Origin of the sequence: Falsirhodobacter xinxiangensis (assembly GCF_004959935.1) — a bacterium.
Lineage (GTDB): Bacteria > Pseudomonadota > Alphaproteobacteria > Rhodobacterales > Rhodobacteraceae > Falsirhodobacter > Falsirhodobacter xinxiangensis.
On record NZ_SMYN01000009.1, the window covers coordinates 1 to 17,446 of the forward strand.

Genomic DNA, 17,446 nt, shown 5'->3' on the forward strand with positions numbered 1-17,446 from the left:
TCCGTCACTGTCCGATTTCAGGGGAGTGGCTCACCCGCGCGGTCGGCCAAGTCTCCCCTACGCGGCAATGCCGGACCAGTGCGACACTCTCGTTTAGCATTAGTCCACCAACGCTGAACGACATCCGATAGTTTTCGGTGGGGTAAATCATTTGCTCAAGCTTCGCAGTTCAATACCGGAACACGATCCCCACCAAGCACAAAGAGCGCGCGTAGGCGACAGGTCGGTGTCAGAAGTTGTTGATCTTCAGCGAATCGAGAAAGAGCGGGATCCAGAGCCGTAGCTTCCAGACGAAAGGCGTTACCCATGGTCACAGCTATCCTCGCGCCTCCGCCCCAAGTAGCCTCCTTTGCCAAACCGACGACGAAGCCGTCCCGCGCCCCACGAGGACGGTTACAGATCGTCTCCGGGCAACTGTCTGAGGTGCGGCTCAGAAGCAAGCCGGAAAGATACTGGAACCTAAACATCGTCTTATTCTATCAAGTTTGACCATCGAGCCCACCGCAGGTCTGCATGCGACCAACCAGTCGCGCAGATGCAGCACTTCGGCAACCCCCTGTTGTACCATCTCGATCTGTCGATCGAAATGAGCGAAGTGTTCAATCTGCAGTCTATCGACGAGCTGCATCAGCCTGAACTGACCTTTCCTCATGTCATCAGTTTTTTCGTTGCGCAGCAAACGCTACATCAAACTGAAAGACCTTCCCGCCGGAATGCGATCTATATAGATACTGTCAATTCATCAGATGGCGCCCATCACGTTAAATACGATAAATTTATGTTTGAACGGCACGTATGCCAGAAATGGTCATACTCAGTGATTGCGTCGTCGCAGCATGGGAGACCGTCAGCGCTGCGCGATTTCCGATGAGACCAATACATGACGGATGGTGTAAGCATACTTCAGGCGATCTGCTCGACCTCTCGCCACCTTTCGTTCTCTGGCATACGTGCCGATCGCAGCAGCACGTCTCTGGATCCTGTGGGCCTAAAATCCCAGCAGTCTACGCCCACGTTTACTTGGTTGTCCGCCCCCAGCCAATTCGTATGGACGTGACCGAAGAGGTTCATCGAACCATTGCGGGCATCATTCCAAGTCAGAAGCGGGTAGTGACACAGGACGAACCTCTGCCCGTTGTCCTCGACCTCCACCAGATCATGGATGCTGGCCCAGCCGAGGGCCTCGGTCGACGGAGCATCGTGATTGCCACGCACGAGATGTTTGCGAACCGGGAAGGCGGTCGAAAATGGCGGGCCCTGTCCCCTCCAAAGCAAAATCGCCGATGATCCATAGGTCGTCGTCAGCGCTTATACACGCAGAGATTGTCTTCGCCATTGCCGCATCCATCGCTTCAACAGACCTGAACGGGCGCTCGAAGAACCGCCTTATACCGTCATCCCCAAAATGCGTATCGGCCGTGTACCAGTTTGCCATTTGTCACCCCCTGCCCACTACAGTTGGGGTACGAGAGGCGCGGCAATTGGCTCAAAATTCACTATGTCCGAAAATGTCGCGTTGACGCGCGAATTTATTTGCCTGCCGCAAACGCACCGGCGATACCAAGGAAGATTTAATCACGAGTTGTTAATGGCATTCGACCTTTCTGTCATCGAAGCGCGGCTCGGCCTTCTGGCATGGCGCGACGCCCAACTTTCGGCGATCACTGCCCAGTTTAACGCCGCCTGGCCCGCGCTTGAGAGCGCGATTGAGAAACAGGTGGCAGACCTTTGGCTCTGGCAGGTCGCACAGGCACATTACGATATCACGCCGCTTGCCCACGCACTGATCGCCCCATGGGTCGAGGAACAAGCCCGCATAGCCGCCACTCGGGCCGAAGACGCCTTGGTGCAGATCATGGCAACGCTTCCAGTCAACAGTCTTGGCGATCACGCGATGACGGCGCTGCCAGCCTTGGCTGGTGTGGGACTGATCGCAGCGTCCGTCGTTGCCGTGCCGGCGGTAGTATCATACGCAACGGTCGCCACGATTCCGTTCCTCTTAATCGGCACTACGATCAGCACACCCATTCTTCTGGCAGGAGGCGCAGCGCTTGCCGCGCTTTCCCTTACCGGATCTGGCGTGCTCGGCCGCGCCAACAACCGCACGCGCAAACACCTTGAAGACCGGCTAAAGGCACATGCGCGAACCGTCATCTTCGGCGACGGGCAGCCACCTTCCGCGCGATGTTTTTTGAACGACACGCAAGCTCTCGTGCTCAAGGCCGGGCAAACGGAACTGGAAATCGCCTGATGCTGCTTTACGAAACTCCACCATTGCTGAAACTGGCAATCGACAACGGTGGCGCGGAGTTGTTTGGCGCCATCATCAAGGACACTGCTACGGGCCAGATCCTTGGACATGTGCAACAGACCGGCATGATGAACCAGCTTTTGAGCCAACTTGGCGGCGCCGCAATAAACGGGTTCACGCCACTTGGCCTCGTATCGGTGGTGCAGAACGAACACCTGCGCCAAGGCGTTGCTGCGCTGAAAGAGGGAATGGTGCTGATGCAGGGTCTGCAATACGGCACACTCGCATTGTCGGGCCTGGGCATCGGTGTCTCTGTCGCTGGATTCGCGCTGATGGCCGCAAAGCTACGCGGGATCGAAAGCCGACTGGACGAGATCGCGGCAGCCATCGGTCAGATTACCGCCGACCGTCGCGGCGACGACCTGAAGCAAATCCTTGCCGAAGTGTCTGCCGACCTACGCAATGTCGATAGCCTGACCAGCCGTCGCGATCCCCAGCGCGTTGCTGAACAACTGCAGGTTGGCTTGTCGCGAAGTGCCGCAAAGCTCGACGTGCATTTCCGGCGCGAGGCCGACCTTGCCGGCGTGGACTCGATCCCGGTGGAACAGCTCGACCGCCTTTGGACCCTCGCGGCCGCGATCAGGCTTTGTCAGGAGGCGGGTATTCAGGCCTTGTTCGCCGCAGACGAGCTGAAGGTGGCCGAAGATTACGCCGATCTTTGCCTGCAAGAACACATGACACTTCTGGAGATTCTCAGTCCCGACGCCCTTGCCCGCCTTGTCGCGCGCCAGCACGGCCAGGATGCACGGGCGCAGGCGCAAACCCTGTGCGACGGCATTCGGGGCGGTGTTATCTCGCTCGCGGGCCAAATCTCCATCGCAAGCACTTTGCAAGGCAACGGAACACGCGGCATCGACTATCTGCGCCAAGCGCGTGAGGCGGACCAGCCTATCGCCTTCCTTGCGGCATGACCAAAACTGTCGCCCGTCGACAGTATTGTCATCCTTGCAAAAGGAGCCGCATATGATCCGCCTTGAATTCCTGAACCTGATCGTTCGCACCGATCGCCTGCGCGATCGCTATCCCGGCGGTTGGGAACAACTTACACGCGATTTTTATTGGGAACTTGAAGGCGGCAACAACCACGACGGTCCGTTGACCCGCTTTGGCGCGATGAACGATCAGGATATGCTCGAGATCCAACGCAAACTGGAGGCGATGGGTCTTCGCCTTACGCGTAAGCTCGGCGGCCAGTTGATCCATGCCGACATGGCCTATCCGGGGCGACCGGACGATCCCGGTCTGCCTTGCCCGTGGCTCAATGTGCGCGAAGACGCAGATGACGGCTTCACCGCCCATTTCGTAGGGGTCCCCGATCCTCGATGGGCCCAACACCGTATTCGCGTGACATGGGGCAAGCACCGACCTTTCATGTGGTTTCGCGAAGATGACCTGATGCTTTATGCCTGCGAATTGAAAGGAGCCGCTTCAGCCGACGTCATCCTGGCCCGAGCCCTGACGCGGCTCGCGCTGGAGGATATGATCCGCGACGACTACGCCATGCTGCAGATGACGCACGAGGATGGCCGCAAGGCCCTTCTTCACGCCTATGGCAAACACCGCGGCTTTGATGTGCCCTATGTAATGGCTCCGCCTGATTTCAACATTGGCTCGCACGAGCGGGGCGTCGGAACGCCCTACCGCAATTTCACCGAAATCATTACCGATGGCTGGCTGGCGGATAATTGCATCGGCACTCCGACGAACCGTTTTGAAGGCATAACTTTGATAGAGGTCATTTGACATGGAACGTCACGACATCGACAGCGAGGATCTCACGGCCCTTCTGGCGCCGATAGGTGCGATCACATTAATCGCTACCCCTTGCGGCACAGTGGATGAGTGGATTTCGGCTGCCAAACCGAAAATCACCATCGGTCCCCACCGAGGCAGCTTAAAACCGCAGCCGTGGCTCGACATTTGCGATCTCGAAGGGTGCAGCTTCGCTCCATTCATCACCGAAGCATACCTGCAGTCCGACGTTTTCATGGATTGGCACGGCTTGACCCTGCTGACAAACGCCGAGGTTCTGATAATCTATGTCACCGGCCACGCATTTGACGATGACCATGTCCAGGCGTTCTGGAACGCAATATCGGAAATGCCGAAGCTCAAGTTGCTCACCTTCGTCTGCACTCCGGAGGCGCTGGAGTTTTGCGAGGGGCGCCTGTTCTGGCCGGATGCAAGGTTCACCGTTACGATCACAACCCCTCAGCGCAGGCGGCCGAAAATCCGCAGCAAAACACTGATACAGTAAGGCGCGGCCCCGCCTCCCCTGACCGAGATATTTCAGCCCTCTGAGCAGAAGAAGTTTTCCGAGCAGCGTATGAGCCTTTTCCCTCTCCTGACCCGCCATCCATTCAGCGGCGCGATCCGCCCCGTCACACCCGCCCTTCTGGCCGAAGTGTATCTGGCACCGCGCCCCCTTCCCTTCTCGGTTCAGCTGGCAGGTATCGACACGCCGTGGTCGGCCAGCCTCGAGGTCGCGCCGTTGGAGACGCAGACAGCGGTGGAGCGCGCGTTTCGGCGGTTGATGGAAGCAAGCCCGACGCTACGCCCCGACGCCGACCTGTCGCGCCTGCCCCCTTCTCGCGCGCGTGATCATCTGGAGGCGCTTCTTCGCATCTGGCGCTCCTTGGGCGACGCCCTGCCCGAAGATCTTTGGGCGATCCGCCACGTGCTGGAAACGGATGCGTATCTGGAACCGCTGCCGATCATCGACGCCCCCGCCCCCCATGCCAGCGCGGTGGAGCGGGCACTGAAGGCCCGTCTGATCGCGCATCACGGCAGCCTGCCGCATGTCGAACTGCAGCCGACGCATCCGGGCAGCCTCGGGCACCTGCAACGCACATTACTGACCGCAACGGAACGGCGGGCGAATGATGGCTCGCTGGCGTTCTACGGCCTGCGCGATACCGCCCAACAAGCGGATTTCGCCGCCGCCCGCGCACAGGCTTTGATCGCTGCCGGTGCCGCGCCACAGGACATCGCCGTGCTGCTGCCGGGCGATCCGGCGCATATGGTCCGTGCCTTTGCCGCTGCCGGTGTTCCACTCACCGGCCAGACCGGCGCCGCCACCCGCGACATTGCGGGCGAGACGCTCCTGCACGCCCTTCTGACCCTGCGCCCGCTGGCTCCGACAATGGCGCGCGCCAGCCTCTATGCCTCGCCGCTGATGCCTTGGCCCGTTGGCACTGGCGATCTGCTGGCCAAGGAACTGATGGCAGGACACCGCCGCCGCGCACACGAGACGCTGACGGAGCGCGGCGCGCGCCTGCATTCGGAACTCCGCCCCGTGACCAGCGCGGCACAGCTGCGAGTCAAGCTGAACATGCTTGCTGACAGCCTGACCGACGCGCCCGCGATGAAAGCCCATGTGACAGCGTTGAAGGCTCGCATCCGCACCGTGCAGATCGCCGATCCGCTGGATTGGGAGGCGATGATACGCGATGCCGCACCGGGTGCCGCCACCTCCCCCGATCCCCTGCGCCATGTCGAGGGCGTGGCCCTCATGCAGGCCAACGAATTGCCGTGGCGCCCTGTCCGCCACCTGATCGTCGCGGGCTTTGCCGAGGGCGCATATCCCGCCCCCGCACCGAACGATCCCTTCTTCCTCGACAGCGAGCTTTCACAGATCGCGGCCATCGGCATCGACATGACCGGCCGAGCCGCACACTTGTCCCGCGCACTGGACCTGTTCCACCGACAGCTTTGCGCGGCATCCGAAACGATAACTTTCCTGCAACCCTATCGCGCGGGGAACGGGACGCGTCTGCACCCTTCGACCGGCCTGTCGCTGGTCGCCCGCACCGTGCCCGCCCAAGTGATCGACCTGCAAACCACCGCCGCCTGGCCCTGCGCCGCGCGGGGCATCGTCCAGCGTCCGACCGCTCTGACCATCCCCGCTGCCCCGATCCGCCTGCCACACGACCTTTTACGTCTCCGCATGTCAGAGGATGGCGCAGCGATCCCGCAATCCCCCTCGCGGCTGGAGACGCTGCTGGTCAGCCCGCTGGCCTGGCTGCTGAAGGAAACGGGCGCCGAGGATTGCGCTTGGGAGCCGGACGGGCTCGACATCATGACACGCGGCAACATCGCGCATCACGTTCTGGAAAAGCTGTTTCCCGCCGGCCCCGTCCCCGAGGCGGACACCATCGCCTCCGGCGTCACCGCGCATCTGGACGACGCGATCCGCGCCAATGCCGCCTTCATGCTCGCCCCCGCATGGGCGCTTGAACGTGAAACCCTGCACCGCGAGATCCTGCGCGCCGCTACCAACTGGCGCGATCTTCTGGCAGCCGAGGACGCGACGATCCTTGCCACCGAGATCCGTCTGCACGGCGAGGCGCACGGCATCACCATCCGCGGCTATGCCGATTGCATCGTCCGGCTTGGCGATGGGCAGATGCTGATCGTGGATCACAAATCCTCTGGCACGCGAACTCGGCGGGGCCGGATGGAGGCTGGCTGGGACCTGCAACTGGGCCTTTACCGCGACATGCTGATGCGCCCGATCCGGTCCGAAGGCGACGGGTTGGACGCCCTGCAGGGCTCAACGCCCGGCGTCGCCTATCATCTGCTGCGCGACAGCGGGGTGCTGCATCACGGCCTGTCCCCGCGCCAGTCGCGGATGGAGGCCATCGGCAACGACATCTCGGAACACGCGCTGGAACAGCTGGCCGAACGGCTGGCCGAGGTCGGCGCGGGCACCATCCGCCTCAATAGCACCGCCGACGCGGACTTCTTTGCCAAGACGGCGAAGCTCACCCCCTATGCGCTGCAGGACAATCCCCTTGTCGCAGCTTTTCTGACGGAGCCGGAAGAATGACCTTGACCATCGTTCCCGCCGGCGCAGGTGCGGGCAAAACGCACCGCATCAAGGAAACGCTGAAGACATGGGTCGAGGCGGGCGAGGTGCGCCCCGACCGCATCCTCGCAGTTACCTTCACCGAAGCCGCAGCGGGAGAACTGCGCGAACGCATCCGCGCCAGCCTTCTGGACGCAGGTATGATCGATCAGGCACTGGCTGTGGAACGGGCCTATGTCTCGACCATCCACGGGCTTGGCCTGAGGGTTCTGACCGAACACGCCTTCGCCGCAGGTGCCTCGCCGCAGCCGCGTCACCTATCCGATGCCGAACGCGATCTTCTTATCCGCCAGTCGCTTGCCCATTGCGACGAGTTGGGGCCGGTGATGAAAGACCCCGAACGCTTCGGCTACGCCGCCAGCTTTGGCACGGGTGACACGCTGGAGGATGGGTTCCGCGCCAAGGTGCTGTCGACTATCGACCTGCTGCGCGGTCTTGGTGACAGCGGCACCGATCCCGCGTTGATCGAAACCGCCTGCGCCCGTGTGACCGAGGTCTATGGCGCGACCGAAGCGGATGGTGCGCCGCTGGAAACCGCCCTGCGCGATGCGGCACAAGCGATGCTGGCCATGTTCCCCGAGGGCACGACCGGCACCAGCGACGCTGCGGTCAAAGCCTTCCGCGACGATCTTGCCAACTTGCGAGCGGCAGCTGAAACTAACCGTCTATCGCGCGACTGGAAGCTGTGGGGCAAGCTGCGCGCCCTGCGCCAGTCCAAACGCGGCAGCCCCACGCCCGAAGGCTATGACGCGCATGCCGAGGCCGTGATCCTGGCCGCCGAACGCATCGTCGACCACCCCGGCCCTCATGCCGACGCCGTTCTGCAACTCCGCTGTCTGATCGGCGGCGCACAGGCGATCATGGCCAGCTACGCCGCCCGCAAACGCGCCCTTGGCGTGATCGACTTCGCCGACATGATCGTCGAGGCGGAACGCCTTCTGCGCACGAACGAACAAGTGCTCGACGCCGTTCTGGCCGAGGTCGATTGCGTCATCGTGGACGAGTTCCAGGATACCAACCCCGTGCAATTCGCGCTGCTGTGGCGGCTGGCCTCGCGTGCAAAGCGGACATTGCTGGTGGGTGACGTGAAGCAATCGATCATGGGGTTCCAAGGCGCGGACCCGCGTCTGACGCAGGCCCTTGTCGACGCGTTCCCCGACAACGTCGATCCACTGCCAAAGAACTGGCGCAGTGATCCGCGCATCATGGGTGTCGTCAACCACATTGGCGCGGGCCTGTTCCCGCACTACACGCGGTTGGAGCCGACGCGGAACGAAACCGGCCAGCCATTTCTGGAGGCGATCCGCATTCCCGACGGGCGCGGCAGCCGCACGAAGCCGACACCGGATCACCATATCGCTGCCCGCATCCGCGCGATTCTGAACGACGGTGATCTGATTACCGACCGGCACGACGGAACGTTGCGCCCCGCCCGCCCGTCCGACATCGCCGTATTGGTCGGGCGGCATTCGGTCGCCGCAAAATACGCCGAAACGCTGACCGCATATGGCATCCCTGTTCGTATCAGCGGCAATGGCTGGGCCGCTTCCCGCGCCATCGCCGCCGCGCGCCATGCGCTTGCGCTGGTGGCCGATCCTGCCGACACCCACGCCGCACTTTGCCTGTTGACGCTTGGACCTTCGGCTGCCGACCTGCAACAGGCGCTAACGAACCTTACAGATGGCAACCTGTTGGATCATCCTGACCTTCAGCCACTTCTGGCGCTTGCTCCGCTGGCCCGCACCGCGCCAATGGCGGCACTGGTGCCGCAAGTGCTGGCGGCGTCGGGCCTGTCGGAATGGGCCGATCATCTGCCGGACGCGGCACAGTCACATGCCGACCTGCTGCGGCTGGAACATGAGGCGGCCGAATTCGACGCTGCCCATCCGGACATGAAGGCGGCTGCGGGTTTCCACGGGTATTCACCAAAAGTATTTCTCGGCTGGTTGGCTGCGCAGTCAGCCAAGGATTTCGACCGTCATCCCGACCCCTCGTCCGGCTCGGCGCTGGGCGTCGAGATCGTCACTTGGCACGCCTCGAAAGGCCGCGAATGGCCGATCACCGTGGTGGCAGAACTGGACCGCAAGATTGGCGAATGGCCCGGCACGACGGTGGCCGAGTTTGCGGATTTCTCGGACCTGTCCCGTGTGCTGGACACCGCACTCATCCTGCACACACCAAAGCTGGACGTGCCGGAAAGGCTGGACCGTTTCCTTCAAGCGCGGCACGCCGCAGCCGAAGCGGGAATGCGCAACCTGCTTTACGTCGCACTGACGCGGGCGCGGGATCGGCTGATCCTCGAGTGGCCTGATTTCGCGTTCAAAAAGGAAGATCCTTTTGCCGCGGGTCTTCTGGTCGCCGAAACGGGGATGGAGATCGGCGCCTCACTGACTATAGGCGGTGAAAGCTTCCCACTCGGATCGACCGCCACGGCTGTCGGCGAACCCGAAGCCCCCACGGCCCCGGTCCGCTTCGGCACCCTTGGCGCCGCAACCCCACCGCAAACCGAGTGGCGCCAGCGCCCGTCGCAGCTTGGCCATACCCAGCCGATGCCAGGCGCGCCTGCAGTATTGGCCCTTGGCACGGCGCATCTTGGCGACGAAACCTTTGCCGCCGCCACCGAAAAAGGAACTGCATGGCATCTGGCCTTCCGCACGCTGGCCATGCGCCCCGATCTGGCGGACCGCCTGAACGCGGCCACCAGCCTTGATGCCGCGACCCTGGCTGCCATCGCGGCGCAGGCGCAGGGGCTGCGCGACTGGCTAACGCGCGAAGGCTTCCCGGAGCTTCACGCCGAACTGCCTATCCAGATCGACAACCCCGATGGATCGCAGCTCAACGGCGTAATAGACCTGCTGGCCATCGGGCCGCGCGGGATCGTTATCGTCGATCACAAGACCGGCGGTGGCGGCTTCGCTGGCTATTGGCCGCAACTTGCCGCTTATGCCGATGCCGCCAGCCGCGCATTGAACCTTTCGGTCGTCAAGGTGGCGATCCACTGGATGAACAACGGCACGATCGAGGTGCTGGAGATGGAGACAGCCAATGTCTGACGAATTGCGCTATGAAAAGCTGGACGTCCTCATGCGCCTTGCCATCAAGATGCAGGCAAGCGCACAGGGCATTACGCTTCAAGACATCGCCGAGGAATCAGGCAAGGGCCATCGCACCGCTCAACGGATGAGAGACGCCCTCCTCCGCGCCTTTCCGCAGATCGAGGAAAAGATCGACCCCGACACGCGCCGCGTGCATCTGACCATCCCGCACGGCGGTCTTGGTCGTCTCTCGGCCATCCGTGCCGAGGAAATCAGCGCCCTGCACCGTGCAGCCGAACTCCTGCGTCGCGAAGGGGATGCCGGAACGGCCGATATGCTGCAGACCTTGTCCGATCGCGTCGTCGGCGCCGTGGACCGCCCTCTGCGCAACCGGCTGGAGCCGGACATCGAGGTGTTGATGGAGGCCGATGGCGTCGCCCTCCGTCCCGGCCCGCACGAGGATCTGGACAAGGCGATCATGCACCAACTGCGTGGCGCGATCCTCAACGGCGTCTGGATTACCGTGGAGCATCGGACGCGCGCGGGACAGTTGACATGGAATGTCCGCCTCGGCCCACTCGGGATGCTGCTCGGTCAGGGTCGCCAATATCTGGTCGCATGGAGCGAGTACGCCAAGGCCGTCCGCCTGTTCGCTCTGGCAGGGTTCGAGAAGGTAGAACTGACAGACGAAATCTTCACACCGCCAGAAGGCTTCAGCCTGCAAGCCTATGCCCACAATGCCTTCGGCGTGTGGCAGGAGGAACCGGAGGACATCGCGTGGCGCTTTTCGGCAACAGTAGCAAAGGACGCAAGAACCTACCGCTTCCACCCCACCCAAACGATCGAAGATCAGCCCGATGGCAGCCTCATCCTCCGCTTCCGCGCGGGCGGGCTGCAAGAGATGACATGGCATCTGGCGCGTTGGGGCGGCGAGGTGGAAGTGCTGGAACCCCCACGGCTGCGAGAGATGCTGCGCGAATTGGGCGCAAAGTTGGCGGTCTGAGGTGCAGTACTTCGGTATCTATTGGACCCACCCTGTCCCGTGGCTTGGATTTACCACCTTCGGCGATGTGGACCACGCCGCCAGTGTCAGCCGCACAATCCGCTACCAACGCGACATGATCCGCCGCGAGGTCAAGGACCGTCGCGCCACCCTTGTGGCCGAGGCCGCCTTCATCGAACGCGCGCCCGACCGCGGATCACCCGAAGTCGCAGCCGAGATCGCGGCCATCGTCGCCAAACGTTCAGACCTGACACCGATGCTGGTCGACTTTTCGGCAGCGTTCGGCTGGCGCAGCCATTATCATCTGAAACAGGCGATGGACCAGGCGAAGGCTGAATTCCTATTGCCGGAACCGTTGGGCGATTTCGACCCAGTGCAGCATTTCCGCAAATGGTCAAACCGCCACAACTCCCAGAAGGTCGGCAAGGAGGCGCACCGCGTCGACATTCTTGCGGCGGTTGCGAACGCACCCGATACCCGTCCCACCCCGCTGGCATCTTATCTGAACGATCTTGGCCTGCGGACCCATGGCGGCAGGCCGTGGACACCCGACAACATCCGCCACTTTCTGAAAGTCGCGTCTCCATGACGGCGGAAAATCCCGCCGAATCGACGGCCATCTCCGCGTTTTGGTTATGAAATCGGGGCAAACACGATACGGAGACACCTATGCGAACAAGCCAGACCCACCCCCTGCGCATCGACGCGATCACCCTTGATGCTGGTTTGATCGGCCTAACCTTTGCGCCCGGAAAACGCGGCCCTTCGGCATTAGGGACCGCGTGGGACCGTTCGCTTCAGGACGATCTGGATGCAGTGGCGGCATGGGGCGCCGACCGCGTCATCACACTGCTGGAAACGGACGAGATGGCGGTCCTCGGTATTCCCGATCTGGGCAGAGAGATCGCGGCACGCGGCATCGGGTGGCTGCATCTTCCCATACCTGACGGCGGAGCGCCTGATCAGGAATGGACCGCAGCATGGCAGAGCACATCGGACGAAGTACATACCGTCCTGACCAATGGCGGGCGGATCCTGATCCACTGTCGCGGCGGGCTGGAACGAGCCGCTATGATGGCCTGCCTCATTCTGGCCGAACGGGGCTATCCCCTTGCAGTGGCACTCAACCGCATTGCTGGAGCTCGAAACGGAGCAGCCCCGCTTGACCACCAAATGCGGTATTTGCTTTCGCAGACCGCAGCACATCTGAAGAAACGAACCACGATGACGAATTTCAACGACGAAAAAGATTTCGACGGCAACATCAACGAATACCTCGGGCTCTATGTCTACGGTCTGTTCGACCCCGACACCGGGCTGCCGTTTTATATCGGCAAGGGTGGTGGCAACGGGGCAGGAAACCAGCGTGTTCTGCACCACTTTGTCGAGGCGCGTGCCAAACCCGACGCGGAAAGCGCGAAAATTCGTATGATCCACGACATCTGGGGGCGGCAGCGTGATGTGGACTGGAAAATTCTTCGCCGCAAACTGGCCTCCGAGGCAGAGGCGACAGTGGTAGAAGCAACGCTGATCGACGCATTGCGAGCCAGCGGCGTCGAACTGACCAACATCCAAGGCGGACACGGGGCGAAAGATTGCGGCCTGGTCGAGCGCGACGACCTTTACGCCCGCGCCGCGCTTGGCTTCAACGCAGTGGACCATACCGCGCTTGCTGGACGGGATATCTTCCTATTCAACATTCGAAACGCCATGAGTGCGGGCGCAAATCCCGTTGACGCGACTTTGGGCAACTGGAAAGTAAGCAAAAACTGGCGGGAGAAGGTGGGCGCGATCGCGATCGGCCTGAACGAGGGCGTGTCACGCTCGGCTGTTGTTATCGACAGTTGGGAAGCCGTCGATCAGGAAAGATGGAAAATCGTCCCCGGCCCCATAATGCCCGAGGTGGACGAGTTGCTGAACCGCAATTTCCAATCAATCGTGAACAGCAACGGCTTCTGGAAGTTTGGCAGGCACCTCATCATCACCATACCCGCAGACGGAAGCGGCGCCCGCGTGATTTTCGGTCAGAAGCAAACGTAAGAATAAGCTGCTCATTTCTGTCGCCGTGTTCTCTTTGGCACGCGTGACAGAAAACCTGGCGGGCGTGGGCAACCCATTCCACAAACGCTGCCACTCGCGGGTGCGCGCGCAGCGCCTCGACCGTATTGTAACGCCGCGCCAGTTCGGTTTCCGACAGCGCGGCATGAATTTCTTTGTGGCATATGTGATGCAACAACACGACGGGTCCCTTGGCCCCACCTTTGAGACGCGGGATCAAGTGATGAAGGCTTTGCGGCACATCCGGTGGAATGGGGCGCAGGCATAACGGGCATATAGGATCGTCTGTCACTGTTCCTCCAGTAGAGGAACAGTGATGTAAACCGCATCGCCCCGATGTCAGCCAAGGACATAAAGGTTAAGGATTTCGACCGTTTTTCCATTCAGCGTCCAGCGGTCACCGTCACGCAGGATTGCCTCGAAGTCATAACTGTCGAAAAGGGCGAGCCGATCCTCGGTCGCATCTGCCGAAACCACGGTGTAGTGATCAAATTGCTCTCCGGGAGCTTTGAAGAAAACGATCGCACCTTTCCCTGCTCCCTCGACGATTTGTCTGGCAGTCGGTTTCTGGCTTTTGCTGCACTCATGCCCGAGGACTTCGAGGAGCCACAGTACGTCTTCACGATAGACACCGCGCGTTGCGGTAGCAGCTACGCTCCCGCCATCCTCAGCATCGATGGCCTCAATCAATTTGGTGAACAAAACGCCCGCTGCTGAAAGATCTGCGACCTGACCTTTTGTATGCAGCAGATTGATGACAGCGTAGATGCTGCAGAAGTAATCGAGATCACCCTGCTGCATAGGGAATTTGCGTTCGATCATATGGTCGTGTCCTTTTCGGTCAAAACGGAGCTGCCACCGAAGGGCGAGAGCCTTTTCCACAAAACGGTCGCAAGCTTCGCACTACCAGCCGACGCATTGCGGCCTTCGTCCGCAATCCGGCCAAGCACCCCTTTGGGGGCGGCGAGACGTTGGCGGTTTCGTTGAACCATAAGCGCTCCGGCGAGGCCGGATTCGACTGTGGGGCGCAGGGTCGTCAGATTCCAGCCTTCGCCCGACAGTGAAACGGGAATCGGGTGGCCGGACAGGTCTGCGCCGATAGTAGCGACCGCGTCCGCGATCGTGCGGGTGGCGCCGCGACCTTTTGGTGGGCATGGCACCAGCAGATCGACGCAGGTGGCGACCAGCACGACCTCTGGGCGGCGACGATCGGAAAGGGCGGCGAAATGCGCTTCGAATGCGGCCATCAGACGAACATCCTCCGCGCGGCCGGCACGGTTGGAACGGACGGGCCAGATGATCATGTCCGCGTCCACCATCTCGGCCAGTGCAGCCGCGCGGCTTGCCTCGCCATCAATGCCGGGCGTGTCGACCAAATGGCAAGGCATCCCAGCCAGGACCGCTTCATAGGTGGTCAGCGCAGCAGTGGTCGGCGCAAGATCGGTTCCCGCCCACGAGCGCCCCAGAAGCGCGTTGATGACCGATGATTTGCCGGCGCTGGTCTGGCCCACTACGACGATCCGCAGCGGTGCATCCGGCGTCGCGAGTCGCGAGCGGTCGGCGTCGGTCGAAGCGAGGCCGATTTCCAACAGCTCGGTATCGGAGAATTTCAATCGGCCCGAGTAAAGCTCGGTCGCGGCGAATGCGATCTCCTCCAGCAGCACGATCTGGGCGACAGCCTCCATCTGCGCTGTCAGCCAGCTGGTGCTGCCGCCCGAAGCGATACCTTGTATTTCGGCCGCAATGGCGGCAGGCGCGTTGGTGAGCATCCGGAAAACGCGGTATCCTTTGCCCGCCCAGCCAAGTGCCTCGCGCCTCTGCCAAATCCAGAACAATGTGCTGATGCGGACGGTGTCAGCGAAAGGCACCATCTGCTTGACATGGCTGCGATAGCGCGACGTTGCGCGTTCAACAAGCAGCAGCGCCTCGGGGAGGGTGAAGTCCAACTCTCCACTATGGCCGAAACGGCGGGCGACGTCGCGGACGGTGTCCAGCGACTCGGCCGCCATCATCGGCCATGGCAAGGGACGTGTGACGCGGTTGGCGATGCGGGCACGGGCGGCCTCGAAAATCTCGACCTCGCGCGGTAGCCAGTCGGCATCGGGTGCAACGGCATTCTGGCGCGCTTGCGCAGCAATCGCTTCGCGCCCCTTGCGGCGGGGCAGCCAGCGTATGCCCGCCACCATCAGCGACAAAGCAGCCGAACCCATCACGAAATGCAGCATCAGCCCGTTATCGCGGAGCCAGAGGATCCCGAGCCCTATGCAGACCACCCAAGGTGCCGCCAAAACGATGAACGCCAAGACACCCTGCCAGCGCAACATGCGGGCGCGCAAAAGTCGGATCATGATTGCCTCCGCCGCAGGGCATCGCTGTACTTACGTTTGATCTCGTCAGCCTCCACCTGCTCGCCCGAACTGACGCGGTGAAGATAGACGGCAGCGGCGCGGCCAAGCGCAACCGTCGCGGCAAAGGACATGAGCCCCGATGCCGCCGCCCCCGCCGTCTGCCCCACGACCGGCACCAATTTCGCGAGTTGCCGAACGCCATAGCTTGCGCCATAGCCAGCAGCCGCCCCCAATCCGAGTGCTGCGGCGAACTCCGCCCGCCGCTTCCAGTCCCACTCAACCCCGTATTTCAAAGCCAGAGAGGTCAGCATCGCCACCTGAGCAGCAGGCGCACCGACCGCGCCCACGATCGGCAAGGTATCCGCCCCCGCCGCCGTCCCCGCGTACCAAAGCACCAGTTCCCGATGCGCCAACCAGCGACGACCCTCGGCATCGGCAAGCACCTCTGCCAATTCGGGCAGCTTGGCGGCGATGATGTCGCGGAGCGCGTCCATCCCCTCGCCCGTCTTCAGGTTCGCTTCTACCTCGGGAACCTTCGCGCCAAGCGCCTTGGCGAAGACCGCCTGCATCCGTACCATCGCCCGTGCACGTTCCTGCGTGTCGGGGATCAGATCACCACCGCTATGCACCAAAACGACATGGGCTTTTACGCCACGACGCACCTTGGCCAGCGCATCCGCAACTTCGCCCTGTACGGGATCGTCCACCTTCGCCACAACGATCAGCAGGTGCGCGGCCTCTTCCGCCTTGGCCAGATCTTCGGTCGGATCGTAATGCGCTTCACCCAGACCGCGCGTATCCAGAAAGCGCATCAATGGCGCGCCCTGCGGAAAGTCGAAATGCGTAGCGGTGCGGGTGCAAGGAGAGAAACCGTTGCCGATCACCGCATCGGGCAATCCTGTCAGCTGATGCACAAGCGAGGATTTCCCCGCCCCCGTCTTGCCCAAAAGCCAGATGACCGGGAGGTTTTCGTCGGCGGAACCGTCTGACATGAAATGCACCTTGCACAAATTATCGCGATCATTGGCGAGGGTTTATTCCTTCGGCAAGCGCAAAATCTCGTCCACCCAAAACGGCACGGTTTCCGTAGCGGGACCGTAACGCCCCTGATCGAATTTGCCGCCCGTGCGTTTCAGATTGAACTCGATCGTGCGTATCCTCGCCCGCTTTGCGATGCCCGCATACCCCGCTGCTGGATATACCTGCCCCGAGCTGCCGATCACCGCAAACAGATCGCTTCGCCGCACAGCGAGTGAAATCTCGTCATCGAAATATGGATACTCTCCAAACCAGACGACATCGGGCCGGGCCTTGGCCGCACCACAAGCGGGACAAGGATCGGATATTTGCATCACCGCAGGCGCGGGCCAACGATGGTCGCAATCGCTACAGCGTGCCCGCATCAATTCGCCATGCATGTGCAGCACGGATGCCCCAGCCCGCTCATGAAGATCATCCACGTTCTGCGTTACGATCACGACCTCTCCCGGCCATTCACGTTGCAGACGCGCCAGGGCGACGTGAGCCGCATTCGGCGCTGCCTTGGCACAGGCTTCGCGACGCAGGTTATAGAATTCGTGCACCATTTCCGGATCGCGGGCGAACGCCTCTGGCGTAGCGACCTTTGTCAGATCATATTTTGCCCAGATGCCATCCTTGCTGCGAAACGTGCCGAGCCCGCTTTCCGCCGAAATACCCGCGCCGGTCAGGATCGTAATCGTCTGCATCAGCAATCTCCTTTTCGACTTGTTACCCGCGTTGCGAGACAGAAATGGTCACCCCTGTCGCAATGAAGGGTGACTTGTCGTTGAAAGCCGTTATCAC

14 protein-coding genes and 1 pseudogene are annotated in these 17,446 nt (G+C 61.8%); 10 read left to right on the plus strand and 5 right to left on the minus strand.

Annotated elements, in window-relative coordinates; translation table 11 throughout:
- Window positions 1-535 precede the first annotated feature (535 nt).
- From E2K76_RS11860 to E2K76_RS11910, 10 genes are all read left to right on the plus strand, one after another.
- Entirely contained in the window at window positions 536-871 is a 336-nt protein-coding gene (locus E2K76_RS11860) for a hypothetical protein (protein WP_136684532.1), read from the plus strand.
- Between the two features lie 717 nt (window positions 872-1,588).
- Window positions 1,589-2,251, plus strand: coding sequence for a hypothetical protein (locus tag E2K76_RS11870; RefSeq protein ID WP_136684533.1), 663 nt, complete (start codon window positions 1,589-1,591; stop codon window positions 2,249-2,251).
- Window positions 2,251-3,222, plus strand: coding sequence for a hypothetical protein (locus tag E2K76_RS11875; RefSeq protein WP_136684534.1), 972 nt, complete (start codon window positions 2,251-2,253; stop codon window positions 3,220-3,222). Before E2K76_RS11870 ends, E2K76_RS11875 begins: the two co-directional genes overlap by 1 nt.
- Before the next feature lie 52 nt (window positions 3,223-3,274).
- Complete coding sequence (locus tag E2K76_RS11880; protein WP_136684535.1) at window positions 3,275-4,054, plus strand: hypothetical protein; 780 nt, start codon at window positions 3,275-3,277, stop codon at window positions 4,052-4,054.
- Window position 4,055: 1 nt separating this feature from the next.
- On the plus strand, window positions 4,056-4,568 hold the full coding sequence (locus E2K76_RS11885; RefSeq protein ID WP_136684536.1) for a hypothetical protein: 513 nt from the start codon (window positions 4,056-4,058) through the stop codon (window positions 4,566-4,568).
- Between the two features lie 69 nt (window positions 4,569-4,637).
- Window positions 4,638-7,139 (plus strand): PD-(D/E)XK nuclease family protein, encoded by a 2,502-nt coding sequence (locus E2K76_RS11890; RefSeq protein WP_136684537.1) that lies wholly within the window; start codon window positions 4,638-4,640, stop codon window positions 7,137-7,139.
- Complete coding sequence (locus tag E2K76_RS11895; RefSeq protein ID WP_136684538.1) at window positions 7,136-10,231, plus strand: UvrD-helicase domain-containing protein; 3,096 nt, start codon at window positions 7,136-7,138, stop codon at window positions 10,229-10,231. Before E2K76_RS11890 ends, E2K76_RS11895 begins: the two co-directional genes overlap by 4 nt.
- Window positions 10,224-11,216 carry a helix-turn-helix transcriptional regulator gene (locus E2K76_RS11900; protein WP_136684539.1) on the plus strand — a complete coding sequence of 331 codons (993 nt, stop codon included), beginning with the start codon at window positions 10,224-10,226 and terminating at the stop codon, window positions 11,214-11,216. Before E2K76_RS11895 ends, E2K76_RS11900 begins: the two co-directional genes overlap by 8 nt.
- A 1-nt stretch (window position 11,217) precedes the next feature.
- Window positions 11,218-11,805: a hypothetical protein gene (locus E2K76_RS11905; protein ID WP_136684540.1), complete on the plus strand. Its 588-nt coding sequence runs from the start codon at window positions 11,218-11,220 to the stop codon at window positions 11,803-11,805.
- 80 nt (window positions 11,806-11,885) lie between these two features.
- Entirely contained in the window at window positions 11,886-13,256 is a 1,371-nt protein-coding gene (locus tag E2K76_RS11910) for an LEM-3-like GIY-YIG domain-containing protein (protein WP_136684541.1), read from the plus strand.
- 11 nt (window positions 13,257-13,267) lie between these two features.
- Here E2K76_RS11910 and E2K76_RS20835 read toward each other — a convergent pair.
- The 5 genes and pseudogenes from E2K76_RS20835 to E2K76_RS11935 all read right to left on the minus strand — a co-directional run bounded on the left by E2K76_RS20835 (window position 13,268) and on the right by E2K76_RS11935 (window position 17,349).
- Window positions 13,268-13,566, minus strand: a pseudogene (locus tag E2K76_RS20835) (HNH endonuclease).
- Between the two features lie 47 nt (window positions 13,567-13,613).
- Window positions 13,614-14,096: a hypothetical protein gene (locus E2K76_RS11920; protein WP_136684542.1), complete on the minus strand. Its 483-nt coding sequence runs from the start codon at window positions 14,094-14,096 to the stop codon at window positions 13,614-13,616.
- The gene (locus E2K76_RS11925) at window positions 14,093-15,622 is read right to left on the minus strand and encodes a GTPase (protein WP_136684543.1); all 1,530 of its coding nucleotides are present in this window, start codon (window positions 15,620-15,622) and stop codon (window positions 14,093-14,095) included. Before E2K76_RS11925 ends, E2K76_RS11920 begins: the two co-directional genes overlap by 4 nt.
- Window positions 15,619-16,614 (minus strand): GTPase family protein, encoded by a 996-nt coding sequence (locus tag E2K76_RS11930; protein WP_136684544.1) that lies wholly within the window; start codon window positions 16,612-16,614, stop codon window positions 15,619-15,621. Before E2K76_RS11930 ends, E2K76_RS11925 begins: the two co-directional genes overlap by 4 nt.
- Window positions 16,615-16,656: 42 nt before the next feature.
- A complete protein-coding gene (locus E2K76_RS11935) occupies window positions 16,657-17,349 on the minus strand; it encodes an NAD-dependent deacylase (protein WP_136684545.1) in 693 nt (230 codons plus the stop codon).
- Between the last annotated feature and the right edge of the window lie 97 nt (window positions 17,350-17,446).

Bases quoted from the DNA above. Each gene is read 5' to 3' on its own strand.
- E2K76_RS11860 (WP_136684532.1), top strand. From the start codon at position 536: ATGCAGCACTTCGGCAACCCCCTGTTGTACCATCTCGATCTGTCGATC.
- E2K76_RS11870 (WP_136684533.1), top strand. From the start codon at position 1,589: ATGGCATTCGACCTTTCTGTCATCGAAGCGCGGCTCGGCCTTCTGGCA.
- E2K76_RS11875 (WP_136684534.1), top strand. From the start codon at position 2,251: ATGCTGCTTTACGAAACTCCACCATTGCTGAAACTGGCAATCGACAAC.
- E2K76_RS11880 (WP_136684535.1), top strand. From the start codon at position 3,275: ATGATCCGCCTTGAATTCCTGAACCTGATCGTTCGCACCGATCGCCTG.
- E2K76_RS11885 (WP_136684536.1), top strand. From the start codon at position 4,056: ATGGAACGTCACGACATCGACAGCGAGGATCTCACGGCCCTTCTGGCG.
- E2K76_RS11890 (WP_136684537.1), top strand. From the start codon at position 4,638: ATGAGCCTTTTCCCTCTCCTGACCCGCCATCCATTCAGCGGCGCGATC.
- E2K76_RS11895 (WP_136684538.1), top strand. From the start codon at position 7,136: ATGACCTTGACCATCGTTCCCGCCGGCGCAGGTGCGGGCAAAACGCAC.
- E2K76_RS11900 (WP_136684539.1), top strand. From the start codon at position 10,224: ATGTCTGACGAATTGCGCTATGAAAAGCTGGACGTCCTCATGCGCCTT.
- E2K76_RS11910 (WP_136684541.1), top strand. From the start codon at position 11,886: ATGCGAACAAGCCAGACCCACCCCCTGCGCATCGACGCGATCACCCTT.
- E2K76_RS11920 (WP_136684542.1), bottom strand. From the start codon at position 14,096: ATGATCGAACGCAAATTCCCTATGCAGCAGGGTGATCTCGATTACTTC.
- E2K76_RS11925 (WP_136684543.1), bottom strand. From the start codon at position 15,622: ATGATCCGACTTTTGCGCGCCCGCATGTTGCGCTGGCAGGGTGTCTTG.
- E2K76_RS11930 (WP_136684544.1), bottom strand. From the start codon at position 16,614: ATGTCAGACGGTTCCGCCGACGAAAACCTCCCGGTCATCTGGCTTTTG.
- E2K76_RS11935 (WP_136684545.1), bottom strand. From the start codon at position 17,349: ATGCAGACGATTACGATCCTGACCGGCGCGGGTATTTCGGCGGAAAGC.